The organism is Phyllobacterium sp. TAF24 (assembly GCF_052113785.1).
Lineage (GTDB): Bacteria > Pseudomonadota > Alphaproteobacteria > Rhizobiales > Rhizobiaceae > Phyllobacterium.
In genome coordinates this window covers 1-23,233 of sequence record NZ_JBFRDN010000028.1, presented here as the reverse complement: position 1 = coordinate 23,233, position 23,233 = coordinate 1, and the positions used below count along the sequence as shown (strand labels likewise).

Annotated in this window: 22 protein-coding genes; 12 read left to right on the top strand and 10 right to left on the bottom strand. The window is 56.6% G+C overall.

Annotated features, from left to right (window positions below; translation table 11 throughout):
- The first annotated feature begins 156 nt into the window (after nucleotides 1-156).
- The 4 genes from AB4Y96_RS20480 to AB4Y96_RS20465 all read left to right on the top strand — a co-directional run bounded on the left by AB4Y96_RS20480 (nucleotide 157) and on the right by AB4Y96_RS20465 (nucleotide 4,631).
- The gene (locus AB4Y96_RS20480) at nucleotides 157-1,104 is read left to right on the top strand and encodes an alpha/beta hydrolase (RefSeq protein ID WP_441919513.1); all 948 of its coding nucleotides are present in this window, start codon (nucleotides 157-159) and stop codon (nucleotides 1,102-1,104) included.
- Nucleotides 1,105-1,403: 299 nt separating this feature from the next.
- A complete protein-coding gene (gene leuA, locus AB4Y96_RS20475) occupies nucleotides 1,404-3,104 on the top strand; it encodes a 2-isopropylmalate synthase (protein ID WP_091878035.1) in 1,701 nt (566 codons plus the stop codon).
- Between the two features lie 57 nt (nucleotides 3,105-3,161).
- Complete coding sequence (locus tag AB4Y96_RS20470) at nucleotides 3,162-3,926, top strand: alpha/beta fold hydrolase (RefSeq protein WP_441919511.1); 765 nt, start codon at nucleotides 3,162-3,164, stop codon at nucleotides 3,924-3,926.
- 75 nt (nucleotides 3,927-4,001) lie between these two features.
- The gene (locus tag AB4Y96_RS20465) at nucleotides 4,002-4,631 is read left to right on the top strand and encodes a hypothetical protein (RefSeq protein ID WP_441919510.1); all 630 of its coding nucleotides are present in this window, start codon (nucleotides 4,002-4,004) and stop codon (nucleotides 4,629-4,631) included.
- 3 nt (nucleotides 4,632-4,634) lie between these two features.
- On the opposite strand, the gene AB4Y96_RS20460 is transcribed toward AB4Y96_RS20465, so the two are convergent.
- Nucleotides 4,635-5,558 (bottom strand): metallophosphoesterase family protein, encoded by a 924-nt coding sequence (locus AB4Y96_RS20460; protein WP_441919509.1) that lies wholly within the window; start codon nucleotides 5,556-5,558, stop codon nucleotides 4,635-4,637.
- Nucleotides 5,559-5,657: 99 nt separating this feature from the next.
- Between AB4Y96_RS20460 and AB4Y96_RS20455 the strand changes: the two genes are divergently transcribed.
- Nucleotides 5,658-6,113 (top strand): NUDIX domain-containing protein, encoded by a 456-nt coding sequence (locus AB4Y96_RS20455; protein WP_441919561.1) that lies wholly within the window; start codon nucleotides 5,658-5,660, stop codon nucleotides 6,111-6,113.
- A 1-nt stretch (nucleotide 6,114) separates the two neighbouring features.
- On the opposite strand, the gene AB4Y96_RS20450 is transcribed toward AB4Y96_RS20455, so the two are convergent.
- Together AB4Y96_RS20450 and AB4Y96_RS20445 are read right to left on the bottom strand one after the other, a co-directional pair.
- Nucleotides 6,115-7,092 carry a glutathione S-transferase family protein gene (locus AB4Y96_RS20450; protein ID WP_441919507.1) on the bottom strand — a complete coding sequence of 326 codons (978 nt, stop codon included), beginning with the start codon at nucleotides 7,090-7,092 and terminating at the stop codon, nucleotides 6,115-6,117.
- A gap of 1 nt (nucleotide 7,093) precedes the next feature.
- Nucleotides 7,094-7,375, bottom strand: coding sequence for a hypothetical protein (locus AB4Y96_RS20445; protein ID WP_441919506.1), 282 nt, complete (start codon nucleotides 7,373-7,375; stop codon nucleotides 7,094-7,096).
- A 28-nt stretch (nucleotides 7,376-7,403) separates the two neighbouring features.
- Here AB4Y96_RS20445 and AB4Y96_RS20440 point away from each other — a divergent pair, with 28 nt between their 5' ends.
- Nucleotides 7,404-7,916 carry a GNAT family N-acetyltransferase gene (locus tag AB4Y96_RS20440; protein WP_441919505.1) on the top strand — a complete coding sequence of 171 codons (513 nt, stop codon included), beginning with the start codon at nucleotides 7,404-7,406 and terminating at the stop codon, nucleotides 7,914-7,916.
- Between the two features lie 8 nt (nucleotides 7,917-7,924).
- On the opposite strand, the gene AB4Y96_RS20435 is transcribed toward AB4Y96_RS20440, so the two are convergent.
- From AB4Y96_RS20435 to AB4Y96_RS20420, 4 genes are read right to left on the bottom strand one after another with little or no spacing between them, the layout of a single operon-like run.
- Nucleotides 7,925-10,006: a hypothetical protein gene (locus tag AB4Y96_RS20435; RefSeq protein WP_441919503.1), complete on the bottom strand. Its 2,082-nt coding sequence runs from the start codon at nucleotides 10,004-10,006 to the stop codon at nucleotides 7,925-7,927.
- 1 nt (nucleotide 10,007) lies between these two features.
- Complete coding sequence (locus tag AB4Y96_RS20430) at nucleotides 10,008-12,839, bottom strand: DUF4159 domain-containing protein (RefSeq protein ID WP_441919501.1); 2,832 nt, start codon at nucleotides 12,837-12,839, stop codon at nucleotides 10,008-10,010.
- Nucleotides 12,839-13,753: a DUF58 domain-containing protein gene (locus tag AB4Y96_RS20425; protein WP_441919499.1), complete on the bottom strand. Its 915-nt coding sequence runs from the start codon at nucleotides 13,751-13,753 to the stop codon at nucleotides 12,839-12,841. Before AB4Y96_RS20425 ends, AB4Y96_RS20430 begins: the two co-directional genes overlap by 1 nt.
- Nucleotides 13,753-14,760 (bottom strand): AAA family ATPase, encoded by a 1,008-nt coding sequence (locus tag AB4Y96_RS20420; protein ID WP_441919497.1) that lies wholly within the window; start codon nucleotides 14,758-14,760, stop codon nucleotides 13,753-13,755. The genes AB4Y96_RS20425 and AB4Y96_RS20420 overlap by 1 nt, the downstream gene beginning before the upstream one ends.
- Nucleotides 14,761-14,913: 153 nt before the next feature.
- On the opposite strand from AB4Y96_RS20420, the gene AB4Y96_RS20415 reads away from it, so the two are divergent.
- The 3 genes from AB4Y96_RS20415 to AB4Y96_RS20405 are packed head-to-tail and all read left to right on the top strand — an operon-like array spanning nucleotide 14,914 to nucleotide 17,431.
- On the top strand, nucleotides 14,914-15,522 hold the full coding sequence (locus tag AB4Y96_RS20415) for a DUF1285 domain-containing protein (RefSeq protein ID WP_441919496.1): 609 nt from the start codon (nucleotides 14,914-14,916) through the stop codon (nucleotides 15,520-15,522).
- Nucleotides 15,519-16,160, top strand: a complete 642-nt coding sequence (locus AB4Y96_RS20410; RefSeq protein WP_441919494.1) for a CoA pyrophosphatase — start codon at nucleotides 15,519-15,521, stop codon at nucleotides 16,158-16,160. The genes AB4Y96_RS20415 and AB4Y96_RS20410 overlap by 4 nt, the downstream gene beginning before the upstream one ends.
- Nucleotides 16,157-17,431 (top strand): CCA tRNA nucleotidyltransferase, encoded by a 1,275-nt coding sequence (locus tag AB4Y96_RS20405; protein ID WP_441919493.1) that lies wholly within the window; start codon nucleotides 16,157-16,159, stop codon nucleotides 17,429-17,431. Before AB4Y96_RS20410 ends, AB4Y96_RS20405 begins: the two co-directional genes overlap by 4 nt.
- Here AB4Y96_RS20405 and AB4Y96_RS20400 read toward each other — a convergent pair.
- On the bottom strand, nucleotides 17,428-17,610 hold the full coding sequence (locus tag AB4Y96_RS20400; protein WP_091878023.1) for a DUF1059 domain-containing protein: 183 nt from the start codon (nucleotides 17,608-17,610) through the stop codon (nucleotides 17,428-17,430). The two genes, AB4Y96_RS20405 and AB4Y96_RS20400, sit on opposite strands and share 4 nt — an antisense overlap.
- A 121-nt stretch (nucleotides 17,611-17,731) precedes the next feature.
- On the bottom strand, nucleotides 17,732-18,646 hold the full coding sequence (gene hemF, locus AB4Y96_RS20395) for an oxygen-dependent coproporphyrinogen oxidase (protein WP_441919491.1): 915 nt from the start codon (nucleotides 18,644-18,646) through the stop codon (nucleotides 17,732-17,734).
- A 146-nt stretch (nucleotides 18,647-18,792) separates the two neighbouring features.
- On the opposite strand from hemF, the gene AB4Y96_RS20390 reads away from it, so the two are divergent.
- Together AB4Y96_RS20390 and AB4Y96_RS20385 are read left to right on the top strand one after the other, a co-directional pair.
- Nucleotides 18,793-19,065: a hypothetical protein gene (locus AB4Y96_RS20390; protein ID WP_441919489.1), complete on the top strand. Its 273-nt coding sequence runs from the start codon at nucleotides 18,793-18,795 to the stop codon at nucleotides 19,063-19,065.
- A gap of 229 nt (nucleotides 19,066-19,294) precedes the next feature.
- The gene (locus tag AB4Y96_RS20385) at nucleotides 19,295-20,398 is read left to right on the top strand and encodes an ABC transporter substrate-binding protein (protein ID WP_441919488.1); all 1,104 of its coding nucleotides are present in this window, start codon (nucleotides 19,295-19,297) and stop codon (nucleotides 20,396-20,398) included.
- 49 nt (nucleotides 20,399-20,447) lie between these two features.
- Here AB4Y96_RS20385 and AB4Y96_RS20380 read toward each other — a convergent pair whose 3' ends face one another.
- Nucleotides 20,448-20,924 (bottom strand): tRNA (cytidine(34)-2'-O)-methyltransferase, encoded by a 477-nt coding sequence (locus AB4Y96_RS20380; RefSeq protein ID WP_112525845.1) that lies wholly within the window; start codon nucleotides 20,922-20,924, stop codon nucleotides 20,448-20,450.
- Nucleotides 20,925-21,313: 389 nt separating this feature from the next.
- Between AB4Y96_RS20380 and AB4Y96_RS20375 the strand changes: the two genes are divergently transcribed.
- Nucleotides 21,314-23,164 carry an ABC transporter ATP-binding protein gene (locus tag AB4Y96_RS20375; RefSeq protein WP_441919487.1) on the top strand — a complete coding sequence of 617 codons (1,851 nt, stop codon included), beginning with the start codon at nucleotides 21,314-21,316 and terminating at the stop codon, nucleotides 23,162-23,164.
- Nucleotides 23,165-23,233 lie beyond the last annotated feature (69 nt).

Sequence of the window (23,233 nt, the reverse complement as noted above, 5' to 3'; positions counted from 1 at the left end):
TGATGCAACGCCGGGGGCGTGGGGTCAGGGGACAGGAAATTTGGCGGCAAGCATCAATTCCCAAAGGAAATGAGCGCCAAGAACGCATGGCAGCGCCGAGCGGACAACCGCGGCTGTTTACAAAGTTAGTTAACCTTTAACTGTCAGGATTAACTTATGGGTAAACCGTATATTTATGCAGCAATAACAGGACTTTCTCTGATCGCAGCTGTTTATCCGGCCAGCGCGCGGAGCATCATTGATTGCGACAAGCCCGTCGCGGCCAAGGCGCAGGACCTGTCAAATACGGTTGATCCATTTGGTGCCATGGGTAAAAATAACACTGACGTCTGTGCGCAGAAGCCGCAGGCTGCGATGGCGGCGCCCGAGAAGGCGATGCCGATCAATATTGTTGCAACAACGGGCAGTGCAGGCATTTTGAAAAAGGCAGTCAAAGGCGAAATTCTTCCACAAGGCGAAAATACGCTGCGTGACGATCTCGCATTCAAATATCGCATTTACCGTCCAGAAGACCCGAATGGCGATACGATGGTTCTTCTGCACGGTTCGGGGCAGGATGAAACGAGCCTTGTCTCGCTGGCCACAAAGATTGCGCCAAACGCCCTGTTGCTCGCTGTTCGTGGCCGCATCGTCCAGGATGGGACCAGCCGCTGGTATCGTCGCCTGACACCTGTCAGTTTTGACCAGAAGGATATTCACGTCGAAGCAAAGGCCTTCGCCGGTTTTTTGAAACAGGCAACGGACAAGTACAAGATTGACCTGAAGCGCACGACATATCTCGGCTATTCCAACGGAGCCAATCTCGTTGGAGCTGTGATGATGCTCTACCCTGATATGGTCAAGCAGGCGGTGCTTTTGCGCTCCATGCCTGTGCTGACCGAGAACACCGATGCCAATCTCGCCGGTGCGCGTGTCCTCACCGTATCGGGCGCTTCCGACCAGACCTATGCTCCATTTGCTCCCGCGCTGGAAACCTTGCTGCGCTCGCATGGCGCGCTGGTTGAAGCACGGTCGATCAAATCAGATCACGGTCTTGGCAGTGATGACGTGAAGGTCGTCAGCGAGTGGCTGTCAGGCACTACGGCCCAACTGAAGAAGAACTAACAAAACAGCCCCTTGCATCCGGCCAGACAGTCGTTTAATTGTCTGGCCCATGAAAACGCGCCAGACACATCAGTCGTCTTTTGCCAAGTCCGCTTTTGCGGGTTTGACCAGCCGCGCCTATCTCCTTCCGCTACTTCTCGACCTTATCGGCGATCGCCGGGCTCGTTGAGAGGAGCGTCCGGCGGTCGAAAGTGCCGCCAGGCTTTTTGCTCCTTACCCCTTTACAAGACCATTCCAACGCTTGAAAAAAGTGCTGCACGTGCGCCAGAGTTGCGCAGACGGCCGGAAACGAGAAGCAAATGACCGATATGACCACTCCCCGCATTGTGGGTATGCCCGACGCCCATAAAAAGTACGAACCTTATCCAATTGTTGATCTGAAGGACCGCCAGTGGCCGTCCAAGCGAATCGAGAAAGCGCCGATCTGGTGCTCCGTCGATTTGCGTGATGGCAATCAGGCCTTGATCGACCCGATGGGTCATGACCGCAAGGTGCGGATGTTCGCCCTGTTGCTCGATATGGGTTTCAAGGAAATCGAGATCGGCTTTCCATCGGCGTCGCAGACGGATTTTGATTTTGCCCGCTGGTGYATCGAGCAAGGCAATGTTGCCGATGATGTATCCCTGCAGGTGTTGGTGCAGTGCCGTCCTGAACTGATCACGCGCACTTTCGAATCATTGCAAGGCGCGACCCAGCCGATTGTCCATTTCTACAATTCGACCAGCGAATTGCAGCGCCGGGTTGTCTTCAACAAGGATGTCGGTGGTATCAAGACCATCGCCACTGATGCGGCGAAGATGATTACAGACATGGCTGCCAAGGCGGGTGGCGGTTTCCGCTTCCAATATTCGCCGGAGAGTTTTACCGGCACGGAACTGGAAGTCGCGCTGGAGATTTGCAACGCGGTTACCGAGATCGTCAAACCGACCGCTGATAACAAGCTGATCATCAATCTGCCCTCAACGGTCGAGATGTCGACGCCGAACGTTTATGCAGACCGTATCGAATGGATGTGCCGTCAGCTCGATAATCGTGAGAATCTGATCATTTCATTGCATCCGCACAATGATCGCGGCACAGGTATTGCCACGACAGAACTCGGCCTGATGGCCGGTGCTGATCGCGTTGAAGGCACCTTGTTTGGCAATGGTGAGCGCACGGGCAATGTCGATATCGTGACCTTGGCGTTGAACATGTTCACGCAAGGTGTCGATCCGGAAATTGATTGCTCGGATATCAACCGGATGAAGGAAGTCTACGAGTATTCCAATCAGTTGGTTATCCCGGAACGCCACCCTTATGTGGGCGAACTGGTTTACACGGCGTTCTCCGGCTCGCATCAGGACGCGATCAACAAGGGCATGAAGGCGATCAAGCAGGCCAACAAGACCCTGTGGGAAGTGCCGTATTTGCCGATTGATCCGCAGGATGTCGGACGCAGCTATGAGGCGATCATCCGTATCAATTCGCAGTCAGGCAAGGGCGGCATCGCCTATATTCTTCAGGCCGATTATGGCTTGAACCTGCCGCGCGGCATGCAGGTGGAGTTCCGCGAGGACATTCAGCAGATCACCGATGAGGAAGGCAAGGAAATGCCGTCCAAGAAGATCTATGAGCGGTTCATCGAGGTCTATGTCGATCAGCCGGATGCACGGTTGAAGTTTGTGGATCATCACACCTACCCGGATACGGAACACAAGGGTCTGCGCATTCTCTCCGCTGAAATTACCGATCGCGGCGAGACCAAGCGGATCGAGGGCAGGGGCACCGGTCCTGTTGATGGTTTCATTGATGCCCTGTCGCACTATCTCGGTTTCAGGCTCTCAGTCGTCAATTATTCGGAGCATTCGCTCCAGCATGGTTCCGATGCAGCGGCTATCAGCTACATGGAAATTGAGCATCCGAACGGCAAGATTTTCGGTGCGGGTATCAATAAGAGCATTGTTGCCGCCTCGCTTGAGGGCATTGTTTCGGCGGCCAATCGCATCATCGGCAAGTAAGCCGGGCAGACATAAGAGGCCGCTGTGAAGCGGCCTTTTTCTTGTCGGGAGATATGCATGCACCAGCTGGGCGCAATCGAGATGGGTGAGAGTGCAGGAACACCCATTGTGTTTCTGCATGGTTTTGGTGGAACAGCCGCCAGTTGGCATGAAGTCCAAAGCGCCGTCTCTGGCAAGCATCCGACTATTGCTTTTGATTTGCCCGGTCACGGAGCATCGCTTGATTATCCCGATGCTGTGACTGCACGTCATTTCGCGCAGGCGGTGATTGACGATATTGGCAGGCGGACTATTCAGAAGGTGCATCTGGTCGGCCATTCAATGGGCGGCGCAACGGCGGTCTTGATCGCAGCCTTTGCGCCGGAGAAAGTCTCATCGCTGACATTGCTTGCACCCGGTGGTTTTGGTCCTGATATCAATGGCCGGTTGCTTCAGCATTATGCGGCTGCGCGCGAATATGATGACCTGAAGATGGCGCTCGAAGGCATGTTCGGTTGGCGTCATCCAGTGCCCGAGGACATGATAAGGCGCGATATAAACCTGCGCGCGAAACCGGGGCAGATCGAACGGCTCGATGCCATTCTCGCCCGGATGATGAAGGACGGGCTGCAAGGGACAATTCCCCGTGAGTTTCTTGACGCATTCACGATGCCTGTCACTCTTGCATGGGGACGGCTCGACAATGTTCTGCCTCTCTATCAATCGGAAGGTCTGCCATCCAGCTTCGCCCTACACCGGTTTGACGGGGCGGGGCATATGCTGATCGAGGAAATTCCCGATGAAGTCAGCAGCCTGATTCTCGCAACTGTGGGCACTGGCTGAATTCGGACAAGTTTCTGGTGCAATGGCACGGGCATATTGTTAATGATGCCTTAACCCTCTCTGCTGGAAACGCCCATGAGTGAGATGCGAGACAAGATCCCGGATGACAGACGCAGGCTTGGCGATGCCATTCGCGGAGCTCAGGTAGCGGCTGCCGATCGCGGTGACGTTGTCATCGACATGAAGGAAGCGGACCGCGCCCGCATCGAGATTCTGGCAGAAGATTTGAAGCCGGTTTTCGATGAAGTGCCTGCTGATGACGAACAATGGGATTTTGCCATTTCCACCGGTTTGCAGCCGCGTTTGTGGATCGATGCAACCTCGCATGTGATGATGGGGCGGGATCGCCGTACCTATCGCTTTGTCCGCGATACCCGGCTTGGCCGGATCGTTGTGGCTGAAGCGACCGAGGTAAAACCCATCTCGGATGCGGTCACCAATTACATCGCCGAGCGGATTGTCGAGCGTCAGCGCATGATGGAAGGCGAGCGCATCAGTCTGCGTGACGGAGCTGCTGAACCCGAGCCTGCCAAACAAATGGAAACGGCTCTCCAGCCGGTGGCAGCGCCCGTTGTTCAGATACGGCAGCATCGTTCCATGGTGAATGATTTCGTCAATGCGGTGATCTGGCTGTTGATCGGTGCGCTTGCGGGCGCAGGCGCTTTGCTTGCCTTTTTCTGGGACCGGCTCTCGCCCTATTTCTGAGACTTAGGCGTTTGCGGAAACGGCGCCCACGTTCAGATCATGCTCTGCTATCGTCTCGATAGTCATTTCGGCGTTGACGATGCCGCGCTCCGTCATGCGGCACGACCAGCCGGAATTCGTCTTTTCGATTGCGAAAATATTGAAACGTGCTGGCGGCTTGTGCGCCCCAAAGCTCTGGCTGGCGGATGGTACGCAAACAACAGGGACTTTCCAGTCGGGCCCATTGATTTCATAGCGTGTTGCCAGATGGGTGTGGCCATGCAGGACGAGTTCCGCGCCATGCTGTCGTACGGTCCGCTGAAACAACCCGATGCCAAGCAGCCGCTTATGCGCTGGCGCAGCGCCGCGCACGGGCGGGTGGTGGATCATAATCACACGAAAAAGCCCGCGCTTGCCGGTTTCGTCAAGGATTTCGCCGAGACGCCTTGCCTGTCGGTCGCGTAAATCGCCTGTTGCCATGAACGGGGCGGTTGCCCGTGCCGAGGATACGCCAATCAGCGCCACATCGCCGCGAACCCTTAAATAGGGAAATTCAACCGGGCGATGCTCCGCCACCTCGCGGTCCCCCAGCATCCACGGCGCCCAATAGCGCCGCGTTTTCTTCAATGCGCCCGGCACATAGGCGTCGTGATTACCCGGCACAACAGAAACATCATGGGGATTGCCAAGTGTTTTCAACCAGCGCTCCGCCGTTTCCAGTTCCTCATCAAGGGCAAGGTTGACGAGATCGCCGGTCACCGCCAGATGATCAGGTGACTGTGCCTTCAAATCAGCAACCAATGTTTCGAGCGTCCCGCCGGTCATCGAGCCTTTGCGGTTAGAGCGCCAGTTGACGTAACCTGTGATGCGCTTGGAAATCAGCTCGCGCAGGCTCAGCGCGGGCAAAGGCGATAGATGAATGTCGGAGATGTGTGCAAGGCGGAACATTATTTCAGCTTTAAGAGAGTATAGCGTAGGAATCCAGTGTTAGAACCGTCGCATTGCTGCAAGGTTCCCATTAGGACCGACGAAATGGCTGACAAAAGCGTGAAGTGGCGATATCGCCTGTTTCACACCTATTTTCTCCTGCGACGTCCCATGACGTTGGGCGCGCGGGGCGTTATCCTTGACGAAGCAACGCAATCGGTCTTCCTCGTCAGGCATACTTATGTGCCAGGCTGGCAGTTTCCGGGCGGCGGCGTGGAAACTGGCCATACGGTTGAACAGACACTTGCAAAGGAACTGATGGAAGAGGGCAATATCGAGCTGACAGGAAGGCCGCAGCTCTTTGCCATCTATCACAATGCCCATGCTTCAAAGCGCGATCACGTCGCGCTCTATGTTTGCCGCTCATTCCGGCAGACTGCACAGCGCCTGCCGGATCGCGAAATCGCCGAAGCGGGGTTCTTCAGGCTCGATGCCCTCCCTGAAGGGACGACTGCTTCCACCCGGCGCCGGCTTGCTGAAATTCTAGAGGGTGCCGAGGTGCCGCTGACCTGGTAGATCAGAAGCGGTCCCGGTCATGTGGAGCGGTAAAATCCAGCGTCGGTCCCTTGGGGATAATACCTGTTGGGTTGATGGTTTTGTGGCTGCCGTAATAATGCGCCTTGATATGCAGCATGTTCACCGTCTCGGCCACGCCGGGCACCTGATAAAGGTCGCGTGTATAGTTCGACAGGTTCGGATAGTCGGCAATGCGCTGCCGGTTGCATTTGAAATGCCCGACATAGACAGGATCAAAACGCAGCAAGGTGGTGAACAGACGCCAGTCGGCCTCGGTCAACTGATTGCCAGTGAGATAGCGTTGTGTGGCAAGACGCTCTTCCAATTGATCCAGTGTTGCAAAAAGCTGGTCAAAGGCTTCCTCGTAAGCGTCCTGTGTGGTGGCAAAGCCAGCCCGGTACACCCCATTGTTGATGTTGGGATAAACCAGTGCATTGACGGCATCGATCTCGGTGCGCTGGGCTTGCGGGTAAAAATCCAGCGAGGCATCGCCAAAGGCATCGAATGCCGAGTTCAGCATGCGGATGATTTCCGCAGACTCGTTTGAAACGATGGTGTTCTGGTGTTTGTCCCACAGCACAGGCACCGTTACGCGGCCAGAATAAGCCGGATCAGCGCGCGTATAGACTTCGTGGAGCCGTTTGAAACCAAAGAGATGATCAGGAGTGGCACCATCGACGGCATTGAAGGTCCAGCCATCGGCTCCCATGAAATGATCGACAACGGATACGGAAATGACATCCTGCAGCTTTTTCAGGGCCCGGAAAATCAGGGTGCGATGCGCCCATGGGCAGGCGTAGGAAACATAGAGATGATAGCGCCCAGCTTCAGCCTTGAACCCGGCTTTGCCCGTCGGTCCAGCGGAGCCGTCTACCGTCACCCAATTGCGGAACTGCGATTCTGAGCGGATGAAACGCCCACCGCTGTCTTTGGTGTCGTACCACTGGTCATGCCATTTGCCGTCAACGAGAAGACCCATTTCATACTCCTTGGCCCGCAATGCTGCGCACGGGCAATGATAATCGTGTTTGTTGCTGATAGCCTATACTTGGACATAAATGTCGTTCAAACCAGCTTTGCAAGGGTGAACAGAGCGTCACTTTTTGCGCTTGCCGCGAGAAATTCGGTTTACGCAGCGTTGCTGAGATGCTACGCGGGAAAAAAGGAGACATTTTGTGACAGGATTCCTCTTCATCCGACGATGAAACCAGTACCGGCGCTGAAAAGCGCGGCGGATATTCCTGTGTTGGCCCGAAGGCCATTGTCTACTCCTTTATAAAGATACCCAGCATGCTGACCCATGTCGTGACCTACGCACCGGAAGAACCGGCGCACGATGCTGACATTGAAGACATCAACAAAGAGGCTTTTGGCCCCGGCCGTTTTACCCGTGCTGCCTATCGCATCCGCGAAGGTGGTCCGCATGACCGTAATCTCTCCTTTGTTGCGATGAATGGCGCTTATGTCGTCGGGTCCGTACGGTTGACGCCCATCCTGATCGGCACCACACCAGCCATGCTGCTCGGTCCGCTTGCGGTTCGGCCCGCCTGGAAGAAGCAGGGTATCGGCGCGGCGCTTATGCGCAAATCTATCGAGACGGCGCGTCTTGCCGGGCACAAGCTGATTATTCTGGTTGGTGACGAGCCTTATTACGCGCCTTTCGGCTTCCGGCAGATTGTCGGGCATCAGATTGAAATGCCCGCACCAGTCGAACCATCCCGCTTTCTCGCCTGCGAACTTGAGCCTCGTGTGCTGAAAGATGTTCAGGGCTGGGTTAGACACGCGGATTCGGGTGGTCGCTAAGCCTGATTTTACCGGCCTTCGCGATACCACATGCTGCCGAGAACAAGGATCATAGCTGCTAGGCCAAGGAAACCTGAGAACAGCGGCAGACGATTGACGCTCTTCAATACGGTTTCATTGGTTGGGCGCAAGCCGATCCAGTTGTCGCCGCTGGCGCTGGCAAAGCCACGCGAGGCGACGATACTTGGCACCTCGATGGATGGCTGATCAGCGGTTTCGCGCAAGCGGCGGGTACCGCCGCCGGTTTCGCGCGCCAGATCATTGAGCTTGTCCGTTGTCGATACATTGTCAGCAAATTCAGGTGCATCAACCGGCCCGACATGGGCGAGCGTTGTCTGATCGCCATTGGCGATCTGGAACAGCCCGATTTCCGTTGTCGGCACGGATGCCGTAAACACACCGGGTTCCGTCTCGGTGAGTGGAATGTCCTGCTTCTTGCCCGATGGTGTAATGATGCTTGCCGGTGCGGCGGTTTTCTTCATCGTCTGGCGGCGGATTTCGAGATTGCGGCCACTGCCCGATGCCGTCAGCGCTTCCTCTTCAAGCTCCGGCTCCTTCATCAGCCAATGGGCAATCCGGCGATAGAGCGCCGCATGCGGGCCGCCGCCTTCAAAGCCGCGCGCCCAAAGCCAGCCCTGATCGGAAAGGAACATGCCGACACGGCCTTCACCGATGCGGTTAAGCACCAGCAGCGGCTTGTCACCCGCATTCATGACAACAGAACCCTCCGGCTTGTTGACATCAATGACGCGGAACCAGCGGCTCCATTGTGGTGGCTCCTGTGTGCTGCCTTCAAGGCCACGGGTGACGGGATGGCGTTTGCCGTCATCGCTCAAACGCGGATAGAAGGCCTGTTCCGTCACCTCGCCTGTTGGCGTTGCGGGCAGGACAGTCAGGAGCGGTGTATTGGCGATCGATACATTGCCCGCATATTCAGGACCTGCCGCAATCAGCAATGCGCCACCCTTCTGCACATAGTCATTGATGTAGTCATAATAGAGCAGCGGCAGCACATCGCGGTGCTGATAGCGGTCGAAAATGATCAGATCAAACTGATCGATCTTCTCAACGAACAGCTCACGCGTCGGGAAAGCGATCAGCGACAGTTCATTGATCGGCGTGCTGTCCTGTTTTTCTGGCGGACGCAGAATGGTGAAGTGGACGAGATCCACCGAGGCATCGGATTTCAGAAGATTGCGCCAGGTGCGCTCGCCATTGTGTGGTTCACCGGAGACCAGCAAGACTTTCAGGTTTTCCCGGATACCATCAACCATGGCGACGGCACGGTTGTTGATCTCGGTCAGCTCATTGGGAACCGCATCAACTGAAAGTTCGACAATATTGACGCCAGCACGGGGCAGGGTCACTTCAAGTGGCATCTCCTCGCCGATGATCGCATCCTGCGACGTCATCTGATTGCCATTGACGCGCACGGTAACACGGGCGCGGCCGCCCTGCGGCTCACCGGCAGCTGTCACCTTATAGGTCATCTGCTGCGGCTTGCCTGTTATGCCAAAGCGGGGCGCGCGGACAAATTGGATACGGCGGTCAATCTCGCCCGGTCTGCCTGTGATGAGGCCATGCACCGGTGCGTTGAAGCCGAGACCGGCTACATTGTTCGGAATGTCGTGCACCTGACCATCGGTGATCATAATGGCGCCACCGATACGCGACGGCGGGACATCGCGAAACGCACTGTTGACCGCCTGAAACAGCCTTGTCGCCGTGGCGTCATCATTCTCGCTGGCGCGGTTGGTCTCGACGGTCCGCACCTCAAACTGCGGCAGGCGGCCAAGTGCTGCCTGAACCTGCTTGAGTGCTTCGGTGGTATCAGCCGCGCGGTCGCCTATGTCCTGACTCTGACTGCGGTCGGCTATGACAGCCACAACGCTTTTGAGCGGCTCCCGCTCCTCATTGATCACAACCGGATTGAACAGGGCCATGGCAAGCGCGGCGGCAGCCAGCAGGCGAATAACGCCGCCGCGTTGGCGCAGATAAAGGCCCGCCAATGCAAGCGCCAGCAAAGGCAGCAGCAGGAGCGCCAGAAGTGATGTGGAGAGCAGGGGCTGGAAATCGAGGGAAAGATACATGTCAGTTCGCCAGCCGCTTCAAAAGTTCAGGGACGTGCACCTGATCGGATTTGTAGTTGCCTGTCAGCATGTACATGACAATGTTAATGCCTGCGCGATAGGCCAGAACCCGCTGATCGGGATCATTCGGAACGGTGGGCAGCAGAGGTGTGCCGCTGGCGTTGACGGCCCATGCTCCGGCAAAATCGTTGCCGGTGATCATGATGGGCGAAACGCCATCACCTACGCGCACCGGCCTGTCCTTGCTTGCCTCGGGCGCCTGCGAGGCCTGCACCCAGAGCTGGCTACCCCGGTAACGGCCCGGGAAATCCTGCAGGATGTAAAATGCCTTGGTCAGCACATGATCATTGGGAACCGGTTCCAGCGCCGGTATGTTCAGCCCGGACAGGATATCGCGCAGACGCGCATTGGCCGGTGTCGAGCTGTTATCAAAGCTGATTGCCGCCGCATCCTGATCGCGCGTATCAAACAGAACGGTTCCGCCCTGCTGCATATAGGCATCGATCTTGGCTATCGAGGCAGGGGAAGGCATTTTGGCTGATGGATCGACCGGCCAGTAGATCAGCGGAAAGAACGCGAGTTCGTCGGTTTCAGGGTTGACGCCGATGGGATCGCCCGGCTCCAGCGCTGTGCTGTCGGCAAGGGCTCTGGAAAGACCGAACAGACCTGCCTTGCTGATATCGTCGACAGAACTGTCGCCTGTGATCACATAGGCAAGGTGCGTGACATTGACCGCGTCCAGTATCTGCTGATCACCCGGTTTGCTGTCATTTTGCTGGGCGTGGGCCGGAGAGGGGCCGAATGCAAGAACAGCCGGAATGAGCAGGATCGCCAGAGAAGTGACCGCCGCGGTCTTGAACCGGCGGCGCAGATGCCCGCCTAGCCAGAAAATAGCAATAGCATCGAGAGCCAGAAGCAGGGCCGCAAGGCCAAAGAGCGGGCCGCGCAGCGGCACCGATTCATCGACGGCATAGCGCGCGGTGGTCACGGGCATATTGAGATCGGGGCGAACCAATGGATTGATCTCGCTGTCGGGCTTGAAGAGATTGAGCGCGCTCATGGAATCCTCGACACCATAAAAACCGGGAGGATTGTCAAAGCTCACCTTGCCGGTTTCGCCTGTTTTCAGGATCAAGGGCTTAGCGTCTCCTCCGGGTGGGGTGAGGGCGCCTTCCGCATTCAGCGTCAGGTAAGGCGGAAGAGCGCGCGAAGCAACAGCACCATTTTCCTGCGGTGATGGACCTGTGTTGCGCGACAAAGTCAAAATCCGGTGCAGCATGTCAACAAAACTACCGCTGATGGGAAGATTTGACCATGTGGCCTCGGGCGTCACGTGGAACAGGACGATCTGGCCGCGGCCACGCGTTTCGCCTGTTACCAGCGGTGTGCCGTCAGCGAGATTAGCCCAGCTCTTTTCGAAGAGGTCGACGGCGGGTTCCGCCAGCACTTGCCGTGTGACCGTGACATCCTGCGGCGTCGGCAGGCCGGCAAACGGGCCCTTATCCGGGAAAGCGGCAATGGGCTGCGATTCTTTCCATGACAATGCGCCGCCAAGCGAGCGCTCGCCCTTACGCAGATTAACAGGCAAAAGCGGGTCCGCTTCGCTGTTTCCAGCAAGGCGTGGACCAGCGAAGCGGATGAGCGTGCCGCCCTTGGCCACCCAATCGACCATAGCCTGCTCCGTTTCACCGGGCAGTTTGCCAATGTCAGCCATGATGACCACGGATGGTTTTTGCTCCAGCAGTTCGGGAATGGCTTTGGTCAGTTCCGCATTGTGCGGGCGCAGGAGATCGGCAAAAGGCTCCAGCGCGCGCGAAATGTAATAGAGTGGTGAAAGCAGGGGCTGCGACAGATCAGCTTCAGAGCCCGAAAGCAGCGCGACGCGCCGCCGCTTGTTATTGTCATCGACGAGGAATGTCGCCCCGGCATTGGGAGCATTGTCGATGCGCAGTGCGTTGAAATCGTTGCGCAGCTCGTAAGGCGCTGTGATCACTGCCTCGCCTGTTGATTCATTGGCACGGAAAACCAGTCCTGTTTCGGCAATGCGGCGGCCTTTTTCGTCATAGGCACCAATAGTAATGCCGCCGGACGCGCGGCTGTCATTGGAGCGCACGGCGTGAACGGTCAGCCCGTTTGCATTGTTCTCTACCTGCCGGATGGCGGAAAGGTTGGCGATAGACGGCTGATACCAGATCACCGAGGCGATGCCTGATCCTTCCATCGATTTCACGGCGGCGGTTGCCTGCGGGGTATCGACACCATCATTGAGGTAGGCAACACGAACGCCTTTGACATCAGTCAGAACGGCTTTCAACCGGTCAAAAGCCGCAGCGCGGTCGACGGGGATTGGCCTGATATTCAGCGCTCGCAGCCGTTCAAGCGCCGCTGTGGCATCGAATGGCCCGACATCGGTATTCAGTTTCTCGGCGGTGCCAAGAATGTAGATGAGCGCACCGGAAGAATTGGCATCGGCAATCAACCGCTCTGCCGTCTCCTTGCGGGCAATCCATTCTTCATTGGAAGACCAGCCATTGTCGAGCACGATGGCAACAGGTTCCTTGCCGCTCAAAGTTTCGGGGCGTGGATTCCAGATGGGCTCGGCCAGTGCCAGAATGACAATCGCTGCCAGCACGAGCCGCAACAATGTCAGCCACCACGGGCTTCTATCCGGTGTTTCTTCCTTCTTGAGGATTTGCGCCAGAATTTTCAGCGGCGGGAAGGATTCGCGGATTGGCCGTGGCGGTGTTGCCCGTAGCAGCCACCAGATAATTGGCAATGCCAGCAGACCCAGAAGGATCGCCGGAGCACCAAGGGCAAGAGGAAAAGCACTCATCATATGCCGGTCCTCTGATAACCGGCGTCAGCGGTCATGTTCAGGTGAACGGAAACAAGCGCTTCAGAGGCAAGCCGGTCCGTGCGGTTGGTCGTGTAGCTCCAGCCGATGCGACGGCAATAGGCGCTCAAGGTTTCGCGCCGGGCAATGAACAATCGCTTATATTCTTCGGCATAATCCTGCGCGCGACCAACAGTCAGTATCGCGCCGGATTCCGGGTCGACGAATTCCGTGCGCCGCTTATAGGGGAAATCCTCTTCCGCCGGATCGTAAATTTCGACCAGATGGGCGCGGGCACCGCGCTGCGCGATCTGCTCAAGCATGGCAAGCGTTTCATTGACCGGTTCGAGAAAATCACTCACCAGTACCACGTCGGAAAACCGCCTGACCCTGCTGAAATCCGGCTGTTTGGGTAAATCAATTGCGTGGGACAATGCTGTCGCCAACCGTTCTGCGCCATTGGCGGCGGAGGTCGGGTCAGTCACGCCGGGGAAGGCGATGCGCTCACCACTGCGCGAAAGAAGCTCGGCCAAAGCCAGAATGAGCACGAGCGCGCGTGATTCCTTCGATACCTGCGCCATTTCTGACTTGTAGAGCATGGATGCGGACGAATCAGCCCAAAGCCAGACAGTATGGGCGGCTTCCCATTCCTGATCGCGGATATAAATCCGGTCATCACGGGCCGAGCGGCGCCAGTCGATACGCGAAACGGCTTCGCCTTCCGTATAGGGCCGGAACTGCCAGAAAGTTTCACCGACGCCGCTTTTGCGGCGGCCATGCCAGCCGGTATTCGTGGTGTTGGCAATGCGGCGGGCTTCGACCAGAAGATCAGGCAACAGAGCGGCGCGCTGGCGTGCACGCGCCAGTGCCTCTCTTGTTGCTGTCTTCTGGACCTGCGCGCCGATTGCAGCCATCAGAGGGCTGCCTTTGTCAGTTTCGCGATGACTTCACGTACATTCATGCCGTCGGCGCGGGCGGCAAATGTCAGCGCCATACGGTGTTGCAAAACAGGTTCGGCAAGCGCCCTGACATCATCAATTGAAGGCGCGAGCCGTCCGTCATAAAGCGCGCGGGCGCGGGCACACAGCATCAGCGCCTGACTGGCGCGAGGTCCGGGACCCCATGCAATGAACTTTTGCGCAATCTCGTTGTCAGCGCCGGGACGCGCCGAGCGCACAAGCTTGAGAATGGCTTCGACAACGCCTTCTGCAACAGGAATGCGGCGGATAAGCTGCTGCATTTCGCGCAGGCGTTCGGCATCAATGGTCTTGGCGGCGCGTACTTCCGATGTGCCGGTGGTTTCCAGCAGGACGCGGCGTTCCGCATCAAGCTCAGGATAAAGAATGTCGATCTGCATGAGGAAGCGGTCAAGCTGGGCTTCGGGCAGGGGATAGGTACCTTCCTGTTCCAGCGGGTTCTGTGTCGCGAGCACATGGAACGGCGTTGGCAGGTCATGCCGTTCACCGGCAACCGTCACATGATATTCCTGCATGGATTGCAGCAGCGCAGATTGGGTGCGCGGCGAGGCGCGGTTGATTTCGTCGGCCATCAGTAATTGCGCAAAGATCGGGCCCCTGACATAGCGGAACGAACGCTTGCCATGGTCGTCCTGCTCCATGACTTCCGAACCGATAATATCCGATGGCATCAGATCGGGCGTGAACTGCACACGGCGCTCATCGAGACCAAGCACCGTTCCGAGCGTTTCCACCAGCTTGGTCTTGGCAAGGCCGGGAACACCCACGAGAAGCGCATGGCCGCCAGCCAGCAGCGCCACCAGTGTACGTTCAATCACGCTTTCCTGACCAAAGATGACAGTACCGATTGCAGCGCGTATTCTGGAAATATCGGCCAGCGCCTTTTCGGCTTCGGCTATCATCGCCTTCGGATCGGACTGTTCCCCGGTTTTGATAATCGTCATGGTTTACCTCGTCTCCATGTCAAATTCGTACCACTGGCCTGCGGAGCTGGTTTATGGTCAGTTCCATTATTAAATGAGTCTAAATCACTATGACATGCTGACAAGCGGTTTAACGGTGACTATTTCGTGACGAATGAGCAAAAAGGTCTGAAAATGGCACAGTCAGAGGGCAGTCTGCGGGACGCGGCGGGACTTGAAGCGCTGATTTCGCGCGCCGCTGCGCAAGGCAAGGGCCTGCCTCCGGTTGAAAAATGGAACCCGGATTTCTGCGGTGATCTCGATATGGAGATCAAGGCCGATGGTACCTGGTTCTATATGGGCACCCCTATTGGCAGGGCGCCGCTGGTCCGCCTTTTCTCCACCGTCCTGCGCAAGGATGCGGATGGCAAGACCTATCTGGTTACCCCGGTCGAGAAGGTTGGTATCCGTATTGCGGATGCGCATTTCATTGCTGTTGAGCTTAATGTCTCTGGCGAGGGCGATGATCAGGTCATGACGTTCCGCAGCAATGTCGGCGATATTATCGAGGCTGGCGCGGATCATCCGCTGCGGTTTGTCATTGATCCTGATAATGGCGGTTTGAAACCCTATCTGCTGGTGCGCGGGCGGCTGGAAGCCCTGCTGGCCCGGCCCGTGATGTATGAAATAGTCAGCCATGGCGAAGATATGGTGATCGACGGCAAATCCATGTTTGCCGTGCGCTCCAAGGGAACAATCTTCCCGATCATGCCATCGGGCGAGCTGGAAGAGCAGAGCCTATGAGCCAGACCATGTGGCATGAGGATGGCTTTTCTGCCCGCGCCTTTGCGCTGCGCGTGGCATCGAAAGGCAATGAACCGCTGAGCGGGGATAATGGCGACCATCTGCTCAATCCCGATCTCGATGCGTTGATAGCGGCAACCAAATTGCGCGATGCGGCTGTGCTGATCCCGATCGTTGACCGCGGCGACGAGGCGGGTGTCATCCTGACACTGCGCAATGCCAATATGCGTAAACATTCGGGCCAAGTGGCTTTCCCCGGTGGTGCGATTGATCCGGAGGACGATTTCGAGCCTGAGAAGGCAGCTTTGCGCGAAACCCACGAGGAGATCGGGCTTGAGGGGCGGCATGTGGAGCTTCTCGGCCGTTTGCCGCGTTATCTTACCATGACTGGCTATTCCATCACGCCGGTGCTCGGGCTGGTCCATCCGCCTTTTACCCTGACACCCAACCCGGATGAAGTGGCCGATGTGTTCGAAGTGCCATTGTCCTTTTTGATGAATCCTGCCAACCACAAAAGGGAAAGTCGTGTATGGCAGGGCAAGGAGCGCTTCTATTACACCATGCCGTTTGGTGACCGCTTCATCTGGGGCGCTACAGCTGGCATCATCCGCATACTTTATGAAAGGCTCTATTCTTGAGCACGAGAATTTCCATTGCTGACAAGGCTCCATGGTTGCAGGACGAAGCCTTGCAGACATTGCTTTCCATTCTTTCCGCTGATGGCGAAGGCGCGCGCATTGTCGGCGGTGCGGTGCGCAATACGCTGCTGGGCCAAGAGGTGTCTGATCTCGATATTGCAACAACCTGTGTACCCGATGAAACGGTTCATCGTGCTCAGAAGGCTGGTTTCAAGACTATTCCAACCGGCATAAGCCATGGCACGGTGACAGTCGTCGCCGACAAGCGGCCTTTCGAGGTGACAACGTTGCGGACTGATGTGGAGACGGATGGGCGTCATGCGGCTGTCGCCTTCGGGCGGGACTGGCAGGTGGATGCGGCGCGGCGCGATTTCACCATTAATGCGCTCTATCTTGAGGCTGATGGCACGGTTGTTGATCTGGTTGGCGGCCTTGCGGATATTGAAAGCCGGACATTGCGATTTATCGGCGATGCCGAGCAGCGTATCCGCGAAGATTACCTGCGTATCCTCAGGTTTTTCCGGTTTTTCGCCTGGTATGGCCATGGCCGGCCCGAAAGCGAAGGCTTGAAAGCCTGCGCCCGGTTGAAAGATGGTCTGGCGCAATTGTCGTCGGAGCGTGTCTGGTCGGAGCTGAAGAAAATGCTGGCGGCGCCGGACCCCTCGCGCGCACTTCTATGGATGCGTCAGGCGGGTGTGCTGACGTCCGTTCTGCCCGAGAGCGAGAAATGGGGCATCGACACGATCCATGGACTTGTCAAAACTGAAAAAGAACTGGGCTGGCAGGTTGATCCGCTGCTGCGTCTGGCCAGCATCATTCCGCCAAATGCGGAGCGTATCAATGAGATGGCAGTGCGTTTGAAGCTCTCCAATCAGGAGCGTGAGCGTCTGGAAGCATGGGCGACGGCTGTCGTGCCCAATGCCGAAATCTCGGAGACGGGGTTCGCCAAGCGGCTTTATCGCAGCGACCGTCAGGGTATGATTTATTGCTTGCGGCTGGCATTGGTCTCCGCGCGCTTGGGTGCGCTCAATGATAATGCTGCCATGATGCGCGCCGGTCATCTGTCAAAATTGCTGGAATTTGCCGAGCGGTATGAAAAACCGAAATTCCCTCTAACCGGCGGCGATCTTGTCGCTGCCGGGCTGGAAAAGGGGCCCGAGGTGGGCAAGCTGCAACGCGCACTTGAAGATGCCTGGATTGACTCAGGCTTTGCCCTCGACCGCGATGCGCTGCTTGCCAGAATTCCTGAACTGATGGGAAGGCCTGATTAAGCAGCCTTGATCTTTTCAGGCTGGATATTGGCCTTGATGGTTTCAAGCATGGATTCGCGAATGGTCGTCTCACCATGGGTTTCGCGAAGATGCTCGGTGGTGCGGCGGATGATTTCAGCTTCGGTGTCGTGACGGGTATGCCACTGGCAACCGGGAACGATGCAATGAAGTTCTTTCATGGCTTTTCTCCCTGTCGTGAGCACGTATAAGACGAACTCTCTCCATCGAGATACGGCGTCAAAACCGTACCAACAGCAGCATAACGCATAAAAAACCAGATTGATCCCTTAAAAAATCAAATCACGGCCATTTGACTGTCGGTGGCATGGAAGACAGGATCGAGTCCACATTGCCACCGGTCTTGAGCCCGAAGATCGTGCCACGATCATAGAGGAGGTTGAACTCCACATAGCGGCCGCGCCTGATAAGCTGCTCCTGCCGGTCCTCAGCACCCCAATCCTGATTGAAGTTCTGCCGCACAAGATGCGGGTAGACGACCGAGAATGCCCGGCCCACATCGCGGGTAAAGGCAAAATCCGCGTCCCAGCCGCCATTTTCTTCCGATGAATGCAGCCAGTCATAGAAAATGCCGCCGGTGCCGCGTGGTTCCTTGCGATGCGGCAGGTAGAAATACTCATCGCACCAGCTCTTGAACTTCTCGTGGTTCGCGACGGCAAAGTGTTTGTCACAGACAAATTTCAGCGCCTTGTGGAAGGCCGCCGTATCCGCATCTTCCTGCGTCCGCTTGCGATCAAGAACCGGCGTCAGGTCAGCGCCGCCGCCAAACCATTGGCGGGTGGTCACGACCATGCGCGTGTTCATATGAACAGCCGGTACATAAGGGTTCTGCGGATGGGCAATCAGCGAAATGCCGGAAGCCCAGAAGCGCGGATCTTCCTCGGCGCCCGGTATCTGCTTGCGAAATTCGGGTGAAAATTCGCCATGAACCGTCGATGTATGCACGCCAACCTTTTCAAAGACACGGCCATGCATGATGGACATGATGCCGCCGCCGCCTTTGCCTTCCTCGCGTTGCCAAGGCGTCTGGATGAAACGGCCCGGCGCCCGGTCGGAGAGGGGGCCATCCAGATCATCTTCCAACTTCTCAAGACTGGCGCAAATCTTGTCGCGCAGTTCGGCAAACCACGCAGTCGCGGCTGTCTTCTTGTCTTCAAGTGCTTCTGGCAGGATGGCAGGAATATCAGGGCGGTCCATATCAACGAATCCTTCTTGCTGTGCACGTTATCACATCAGGGCACCAGCAAAGGAAGGAGCTGTTTTACCTATCCCAAAAAAATGACTCGTTTTCAGGGCTGAGTTTGATCTAATCTGAGGATGTAGGGTTCAGGAAGGGATACGAGATGGTCTCCAAAGTACCCAGAGCACACTTCCCCAAGCCGCCGCTCGACGGCTTGCGCAAGCAGCTGAAAGAAAGCCGCAGTGAAACCGGCCGGCAGCGCGGGGCATTCATCCGCGAGAGTTTTCGTCTGCCGCGCCTTGCAGCGCGCGAGAAGGCGAAGGAATGGTTCGAGCAATACCCGAAAGCCGCCTACTGGACCGAGATTGAGAGCTGGTACGAGCGGCCTGGCGATATCATCGAGTTCACCATGCGCCGTTTGCCAAATGCGGACTAAAATCCGCTGAAAAGACTGTTTTCAGTACGGGAACTCTGGAATTTTTGACAATCTCGGGTTGAAACTGCTGGTACGGAACACTTTTCTTCATAAATGGCATCAAAATATTTCAACGAAGGATTCAGGATTGTCATGAATCGTGGCTGACAGCCTGCCATAAAGACAGTAGAACTTTTTTCAGTGCCGGAGAATCTTCCGGCCGCGCAATAAAAAATTCAAGGAGGACACTATGCGCTTATCGTTGATCTCTGGCGTGGCGTTGACGGCTGTCATGGCGATGACTTCATTCGCCCGGGCTGACATCGTCATCGGAAATATCGCGCCTGTTACCGGCCCTGTTGCTGCCTATGGCACACAGGTGAAGAACGGCGTTGCAGCGGCCGCCGAAGCCATCAATGCCGAGGGGGGCATCAAGGGCGAAAAGATCGTCATCAAGCTGTTCGATGATGCGGGCGAGCCCAAGCAGGGCGTGTCGGTTGCCAACCAGGTGGTCGGCGAAGGCATCAAGTTCGTTGTTGGTCCGGTTACATCAGGCGTTTCGATGCCGGTTTCCGATGTGCTGGCTGAAAACGGCATCCTGATGATTACCCCGACATCCACCACGCCTGAACTGACCACACGCGGTCTGGAAACCGTGTTCCGCACCTGCGGCCGTGATGACCAGCAGGCTGACGTGGCTGCCAAGTACATCCTTGAGCATTACAAGGACAAGCGCATTGCCGTTGTCTACGACAAGAACACCTATGGCACGGGTCTGGCCAATGGTCTGAAGGCTGCGCTCAACAAGGGTGGCGTCAAGGAAGTTGTCGATCAGGGCATCAATGCCGGTGAAAAGGACTATAGCGCGCTCATTACCCGCCTGAAGTCCGAAAAGGCCGAAGTGATCTATTTCGGTGGTTATCATCCGGAAGGCGGCCTGATTGCCCGCCAGCTGGCTGATCAGGGCATCAAAGCCCAGATCATTGGTGCCGAAGGCCTGTCGAACACGGAATATTGGGCCATTGGCGGCGAAGCTGCTGCTGGTACATTGTTCACCAACAGTGCCGATCCGACAAAGAACCCATCCGCTGCGAAGATCATGGAAGCTTTGAAAGCCAAGAACATTCCACCTGAAGCCTTCACGCTCAATGCCTATGCTGCGCTGCAGGTCATCAAGGCTGGCATCGAAAAGGCTGGCTCTGCCGATCCGGCAAAGGTGGCTGAAGCACTGCATTCCGGCGCACCGGTTTCAACCGTTGTTGGCGACCTTACCTATGCAAAGACTGGCGATCTGACGACGCCGACCTTTGTTCTTTACAAGTGGGAAGGCGGCAAGGCAGCTGAAGTCAAGTAAGCTTGCTTTGATGTGAATAAGAACGCCGGTCAGCAATGACCGGCGTTTTTTATGATGGTAGGGAAAACTGCCGGAGAGCCTCGCCGGTGGCAATCGCTGCTGATAGTGCGAGATTGAGCGACCGGGCGCCCGGCACCATCGGGATAATCAGCCGCGCATCAGCCGATTGATGCACCTCATCCGGTACGCCTGACGATTCGCGCCCGAGCAGCAATATATCACCGGGCTGAAACGCAAATTGCGTATAGGGCACGGCCGCTTTGGTTGAGAAAAGCAACAACCGGCGCTTTTCGCCCAGCCGCCAGTTCTGAAAATGCTGCCAGTCCGCATGGCGCGTGAGGGCTGCCTGTTCGAGGTAGTCCATACCGGCCCGCTTGAGTGAACGATCGGAAATATCGAAGCCTGCGGGCTCGATCAAATCAACGCTGATACCGAAACAGGCGGCCATGCGCAGGATCGTGCCTGTATTACCGGGAATATCTGGCTGGTAGAGCGCAATGCGCAGGTCAGGTCTGGCGTCAGTCACAGGCGGCGTGCTCCATTGGCAACAATCTATTCGCGCAAGTATCTTTCCTTAGAAAAGCCTCTCGCTTTTTCTGTTCATAATAGGTATAGGGTTTCGACCGCAACGCTAACTTTGGAGGTGTCGATGACTGAATTTTTCCGACTTCTTCCAAACCGGATGGCTTCACCTGCTGAAGCCTTGGCCGGTGTCGTTGGCGGTCTTGTGTCTGTTTTTTCCGCGTAGTTTTTCTTCCCTGACACAAGTCGCATTCGCCCGAGTTGGCGTTTGCATGTTTGTTTTCTTCACTTTCGATCATGCTCCGGCAACTCAAGCGCAGTACCTGCCAATCTGCGTCGGATTTATTCCTGTCTCGCATTTCTTCGAGACCGCTGCCCGAAAGAGGTTTGATAATGTTCCGCTGGTTTGAACAAAGGCTTGAGGCGTTTCCATCTGCCGAGCCCAGGGAGCCACCCAAAACGCTGGTTGCGTTCTGTTTGCACTATACACGTGGTGTCTGGCCGTGGCTTGTTGTCATGGCCATCTGCACCGCGTCGATCGCCGTGCTTGAAGTGTCGATGTATGCCTTTATGGGCAATGTCGTTGACTGGTTGTCCAACCAGTCACGCGATACCTTTGTTGCGCAGGAAGGCTGGAAGCTCGCCTTGCTTGCCGGCGTTGTGCTGATTGTAATGCCCGGCATTGTTCTGCTCGATTCGCTTGTCATCCATCAGACGCTGCTGAGCAATTATCCCATGCGCATCCGCTGGATGGTGCATCGCTATGTGGTTCGCCAGTCGATGACGTTCTTCCAGGACGAGTTCGCCGGGCGAATTTCCACCAAGCTGATGCAGACATCGCTCGCCGTGCGTGAGGCGGTGATGAAGCTGCTCGACGTGCTCAACTATGTGATCGTTTATTTCAGCGGTACCCTGATCATTGCCGCCGCTGCGGATTTGCGTCTCATGATACCATTTCTCGTCTGGCTGGCCGCCTATGTCGGCCTGATGTGGTATTTCATCCCGAAATTGCAGGTGGCATCAAAGGCGCAGGCGGATTCCCGCTCGTCCATGACCGGACGTATCGTTGACAGCTATACCAACATTGCCACCGTCAAGCTGTTCTCCCATTCCAAACGGGAGGAAAGCTATGCGCGCGAGGGAATGCAGGAGTTCCTGTCAACAGCCTATACGCAGATGCGCATGGTGACGGGATTCCACGCCACGCTCTATGTGATGAACTGCCTGTTGCTGTTCTCGGTCAGCGGCATTGCGATCTGGCTGTGGCTGGGCTCTGCCATTTCGGTTGGCGCGGTGGCAGTCGGTATTGGTCTCGTGCTTCGTCTCAACGGCATGTCGCAGTGGATCATGTGGGAAATGTCGGCACTGTTCGAGAATATCGGCACAGTGGAAGACGGCATTACCTCCATTTCGTTGCCACGCCTTGTCACCGATGTTCCCAACGCTCCCGAACTCAAGGTGAGTACCGGTGCCATCAGCTTCGATGCTATCGGCTTCCATTATGGCAAGGGAGCAGGGGTCATCGACCGTCTGTCACTTGATATTCGCCCCGGCGAAAAGATCGGTCTCGTCGGGCGGTCAGGCGCGGGCAAGTCGACGCTCGTCAACCTGTTGCTGCGGTTTTACGATCTGGAGAGCGGTCGCATAACCATTGATGGACAAGACATATCAAAGGTGAAGCAGGACTCCCTGCGTGAGCATATCGGTATGATCACGCAGGATACCTCGCTGTTGCACCGCTCGATCCGCGACAATGTGCTTTATGGCAAGCCTGAGGCATCGGAAGAACTGATGCGGCAGGCTGTGCAGAACGCACAGGCGGAAACGTTCATCGAGGCTGCATCTGACCCCAAGGGAAGGCGCGGGTTCGATGCTCATGTGGGCGAACGCGGTGTGAAACTGTCGGGCGGTCAGCGCCAGCGTATAGCCATCGCACGGGTCATGCTCAAGGATGCGCCCATTCTGATCATGGATGAGGCGACTTCTGCGCTGGATTCGGAAGTGGAAGCGGCCATTCAGGACAACCTCTATCGGTTGATGCAGGGAAAGACCGTCATTGCCATCGCACACCGCCTGTCCACCATTGCGGCGCTTGATCGCCTCGTGGTGATGGATCAGGGCAAAATCGTCGAAAGCGGTAGCCATGAGGAACTCATTGCCGCTGACGGCATCTATGCCGGGCTTTGGGCCCGCCAATCCGGTGGCTTCCTCGGATTGGATGATGAACAGGCGGCGGCGGAATAACCGCCGCCTTCTGATTTTAGGATGCTTTGCATCAACATGGTTCGTGGTTCGACAGGCTCACCATGAGGG

Bases quoted from the DNA above. Each gene is read 5' to 3' on its own strand.
- AB4Y96_RS20410 (WP_441919494.1), top strand. From the start codon at position 15,519: ATGAGCCAGACCATGTGGCATGAGGATGGCTTTTCTGCCCGCGCCTTT.
- AB4Y96_RS20465 (WP_441919510.1), top strand. From the start codon at position 4,002: ATGAGTGAGATGCGAGACAAGATCCCGGATGACAGACGCAGGCTTGGC.
- AB4Y96_RS20400 (WP_091878023.1), bottom strand. From the start codon at position 17,610: ATGAAAGAACTTCATTGCATCGTTCCCGGTTGCCAGTGGCATACCCGT.
- AB4Y96_RS20415 (WP_441919496.1), top strand. From the start codon at position 14,914: ATGGCACAGTCAGAGGGCAGTCTGCGGGACGCGGCGGGACTTGAAGCG.
- AB4Y96_RS20460 (WP_441919509.1), bottom strand. From the start codon at position 5,558: ATGTTCCGCCTTGCACACATCTCCGACATTCATCTATCGCCTTTGCCC.
- hemF (WP_441919491.1), bottom strand. From the start codon at position 18,646: ATGGACCGCCCTGATATTCCTGCCATCCTGCCAGAAGCACTTGAAGAC.
- AB4Y96_RS20450 (WP_441919507.1), bottom strand. From the start codon at position 7,092: ATGGGTCTTCTCGTTGACGGCAAATGGCATGACCAGTGGTACGACACC.
- AB4Y96_RS20420 (WP_441919497.1), bottom strand. From the start codon at position 14,760: ATGACGATTATCAAAACCGGGGAACAGTCCGATCCGAAGGCGATGATA.
- AB4Y96_RS20445 (WP_441919506.1), bottom strand. From the start codon at position 7,375: ATGGCCTTCGGGCCAACACAGGAATATCCGCCGCGCTTTTCAGCGCCG.
- AB4Y96_RS20480 (WP_441919513.1), top strand. From the start codon at position 157: ATGGGTAAACCGTATATTTATGCAGCAATAACAGGACTTTCTCTGATC.
- AB4Y96_RS20390 (WP_441919489.1), top strand. From the start codon at position 18,793: ATGGTCTCCAAAGTACCCAGAGCACACTTCCCCAAGCCGCCGCTCGAC.
- AB4Y96_RS20385 (WP_441919488.1), top strand. From the start codon at position 19,295: ATGCGCTTATCGTTGATCTCTGGCGTGGCGTTGACGGCTGTCATGGCG.
- AB4Y96_RS20425 (WP_441919499.1), bottom strand. From the start codon at position 13,753: ATGGCTGCAATCGGCGCGCAGGTCCAGAAGACAGCAACAAGAGAGGCA.
- AB4Y96_RS20430 (WP_441919501.1), bottom strand. From the start codon at position 12,839: ATGAGTGCTTTTCCTCTTGCCCTTGGTGCTCCGGCGATCCTTCTGGGT.
- AB4Y96_RS20435 (WP_441919503.1), bottom strand. From the start codon at position 10,006: ATGTATCTTTCCCTCGATTTCCAGCCCCTGCTCTCCACATCACTTCTG.
- AB4Y96_RS20470 (WP_441919511.1), top strand. From the start codon at position 3,162: ATGCACCAGCTGGGCGCAATCGAGATGGGTGAGAGTGCAGGAACACCC.
- AB4Y96_RS20375 (WP_441919487.1), top strand. From the start codon at position 21,314: ATGTTCCGCTGGTTTGAACAAAGGCTTGAGGCGTTTCCATCTGCCGAG.
- AB4Y96_RS20440 (WP_441919505.1), top strand. From the start codon at position 7,404: ATGCTGACCCATGTCGTGACCTACGCACCGGAAGAACCGGCGCACGAT.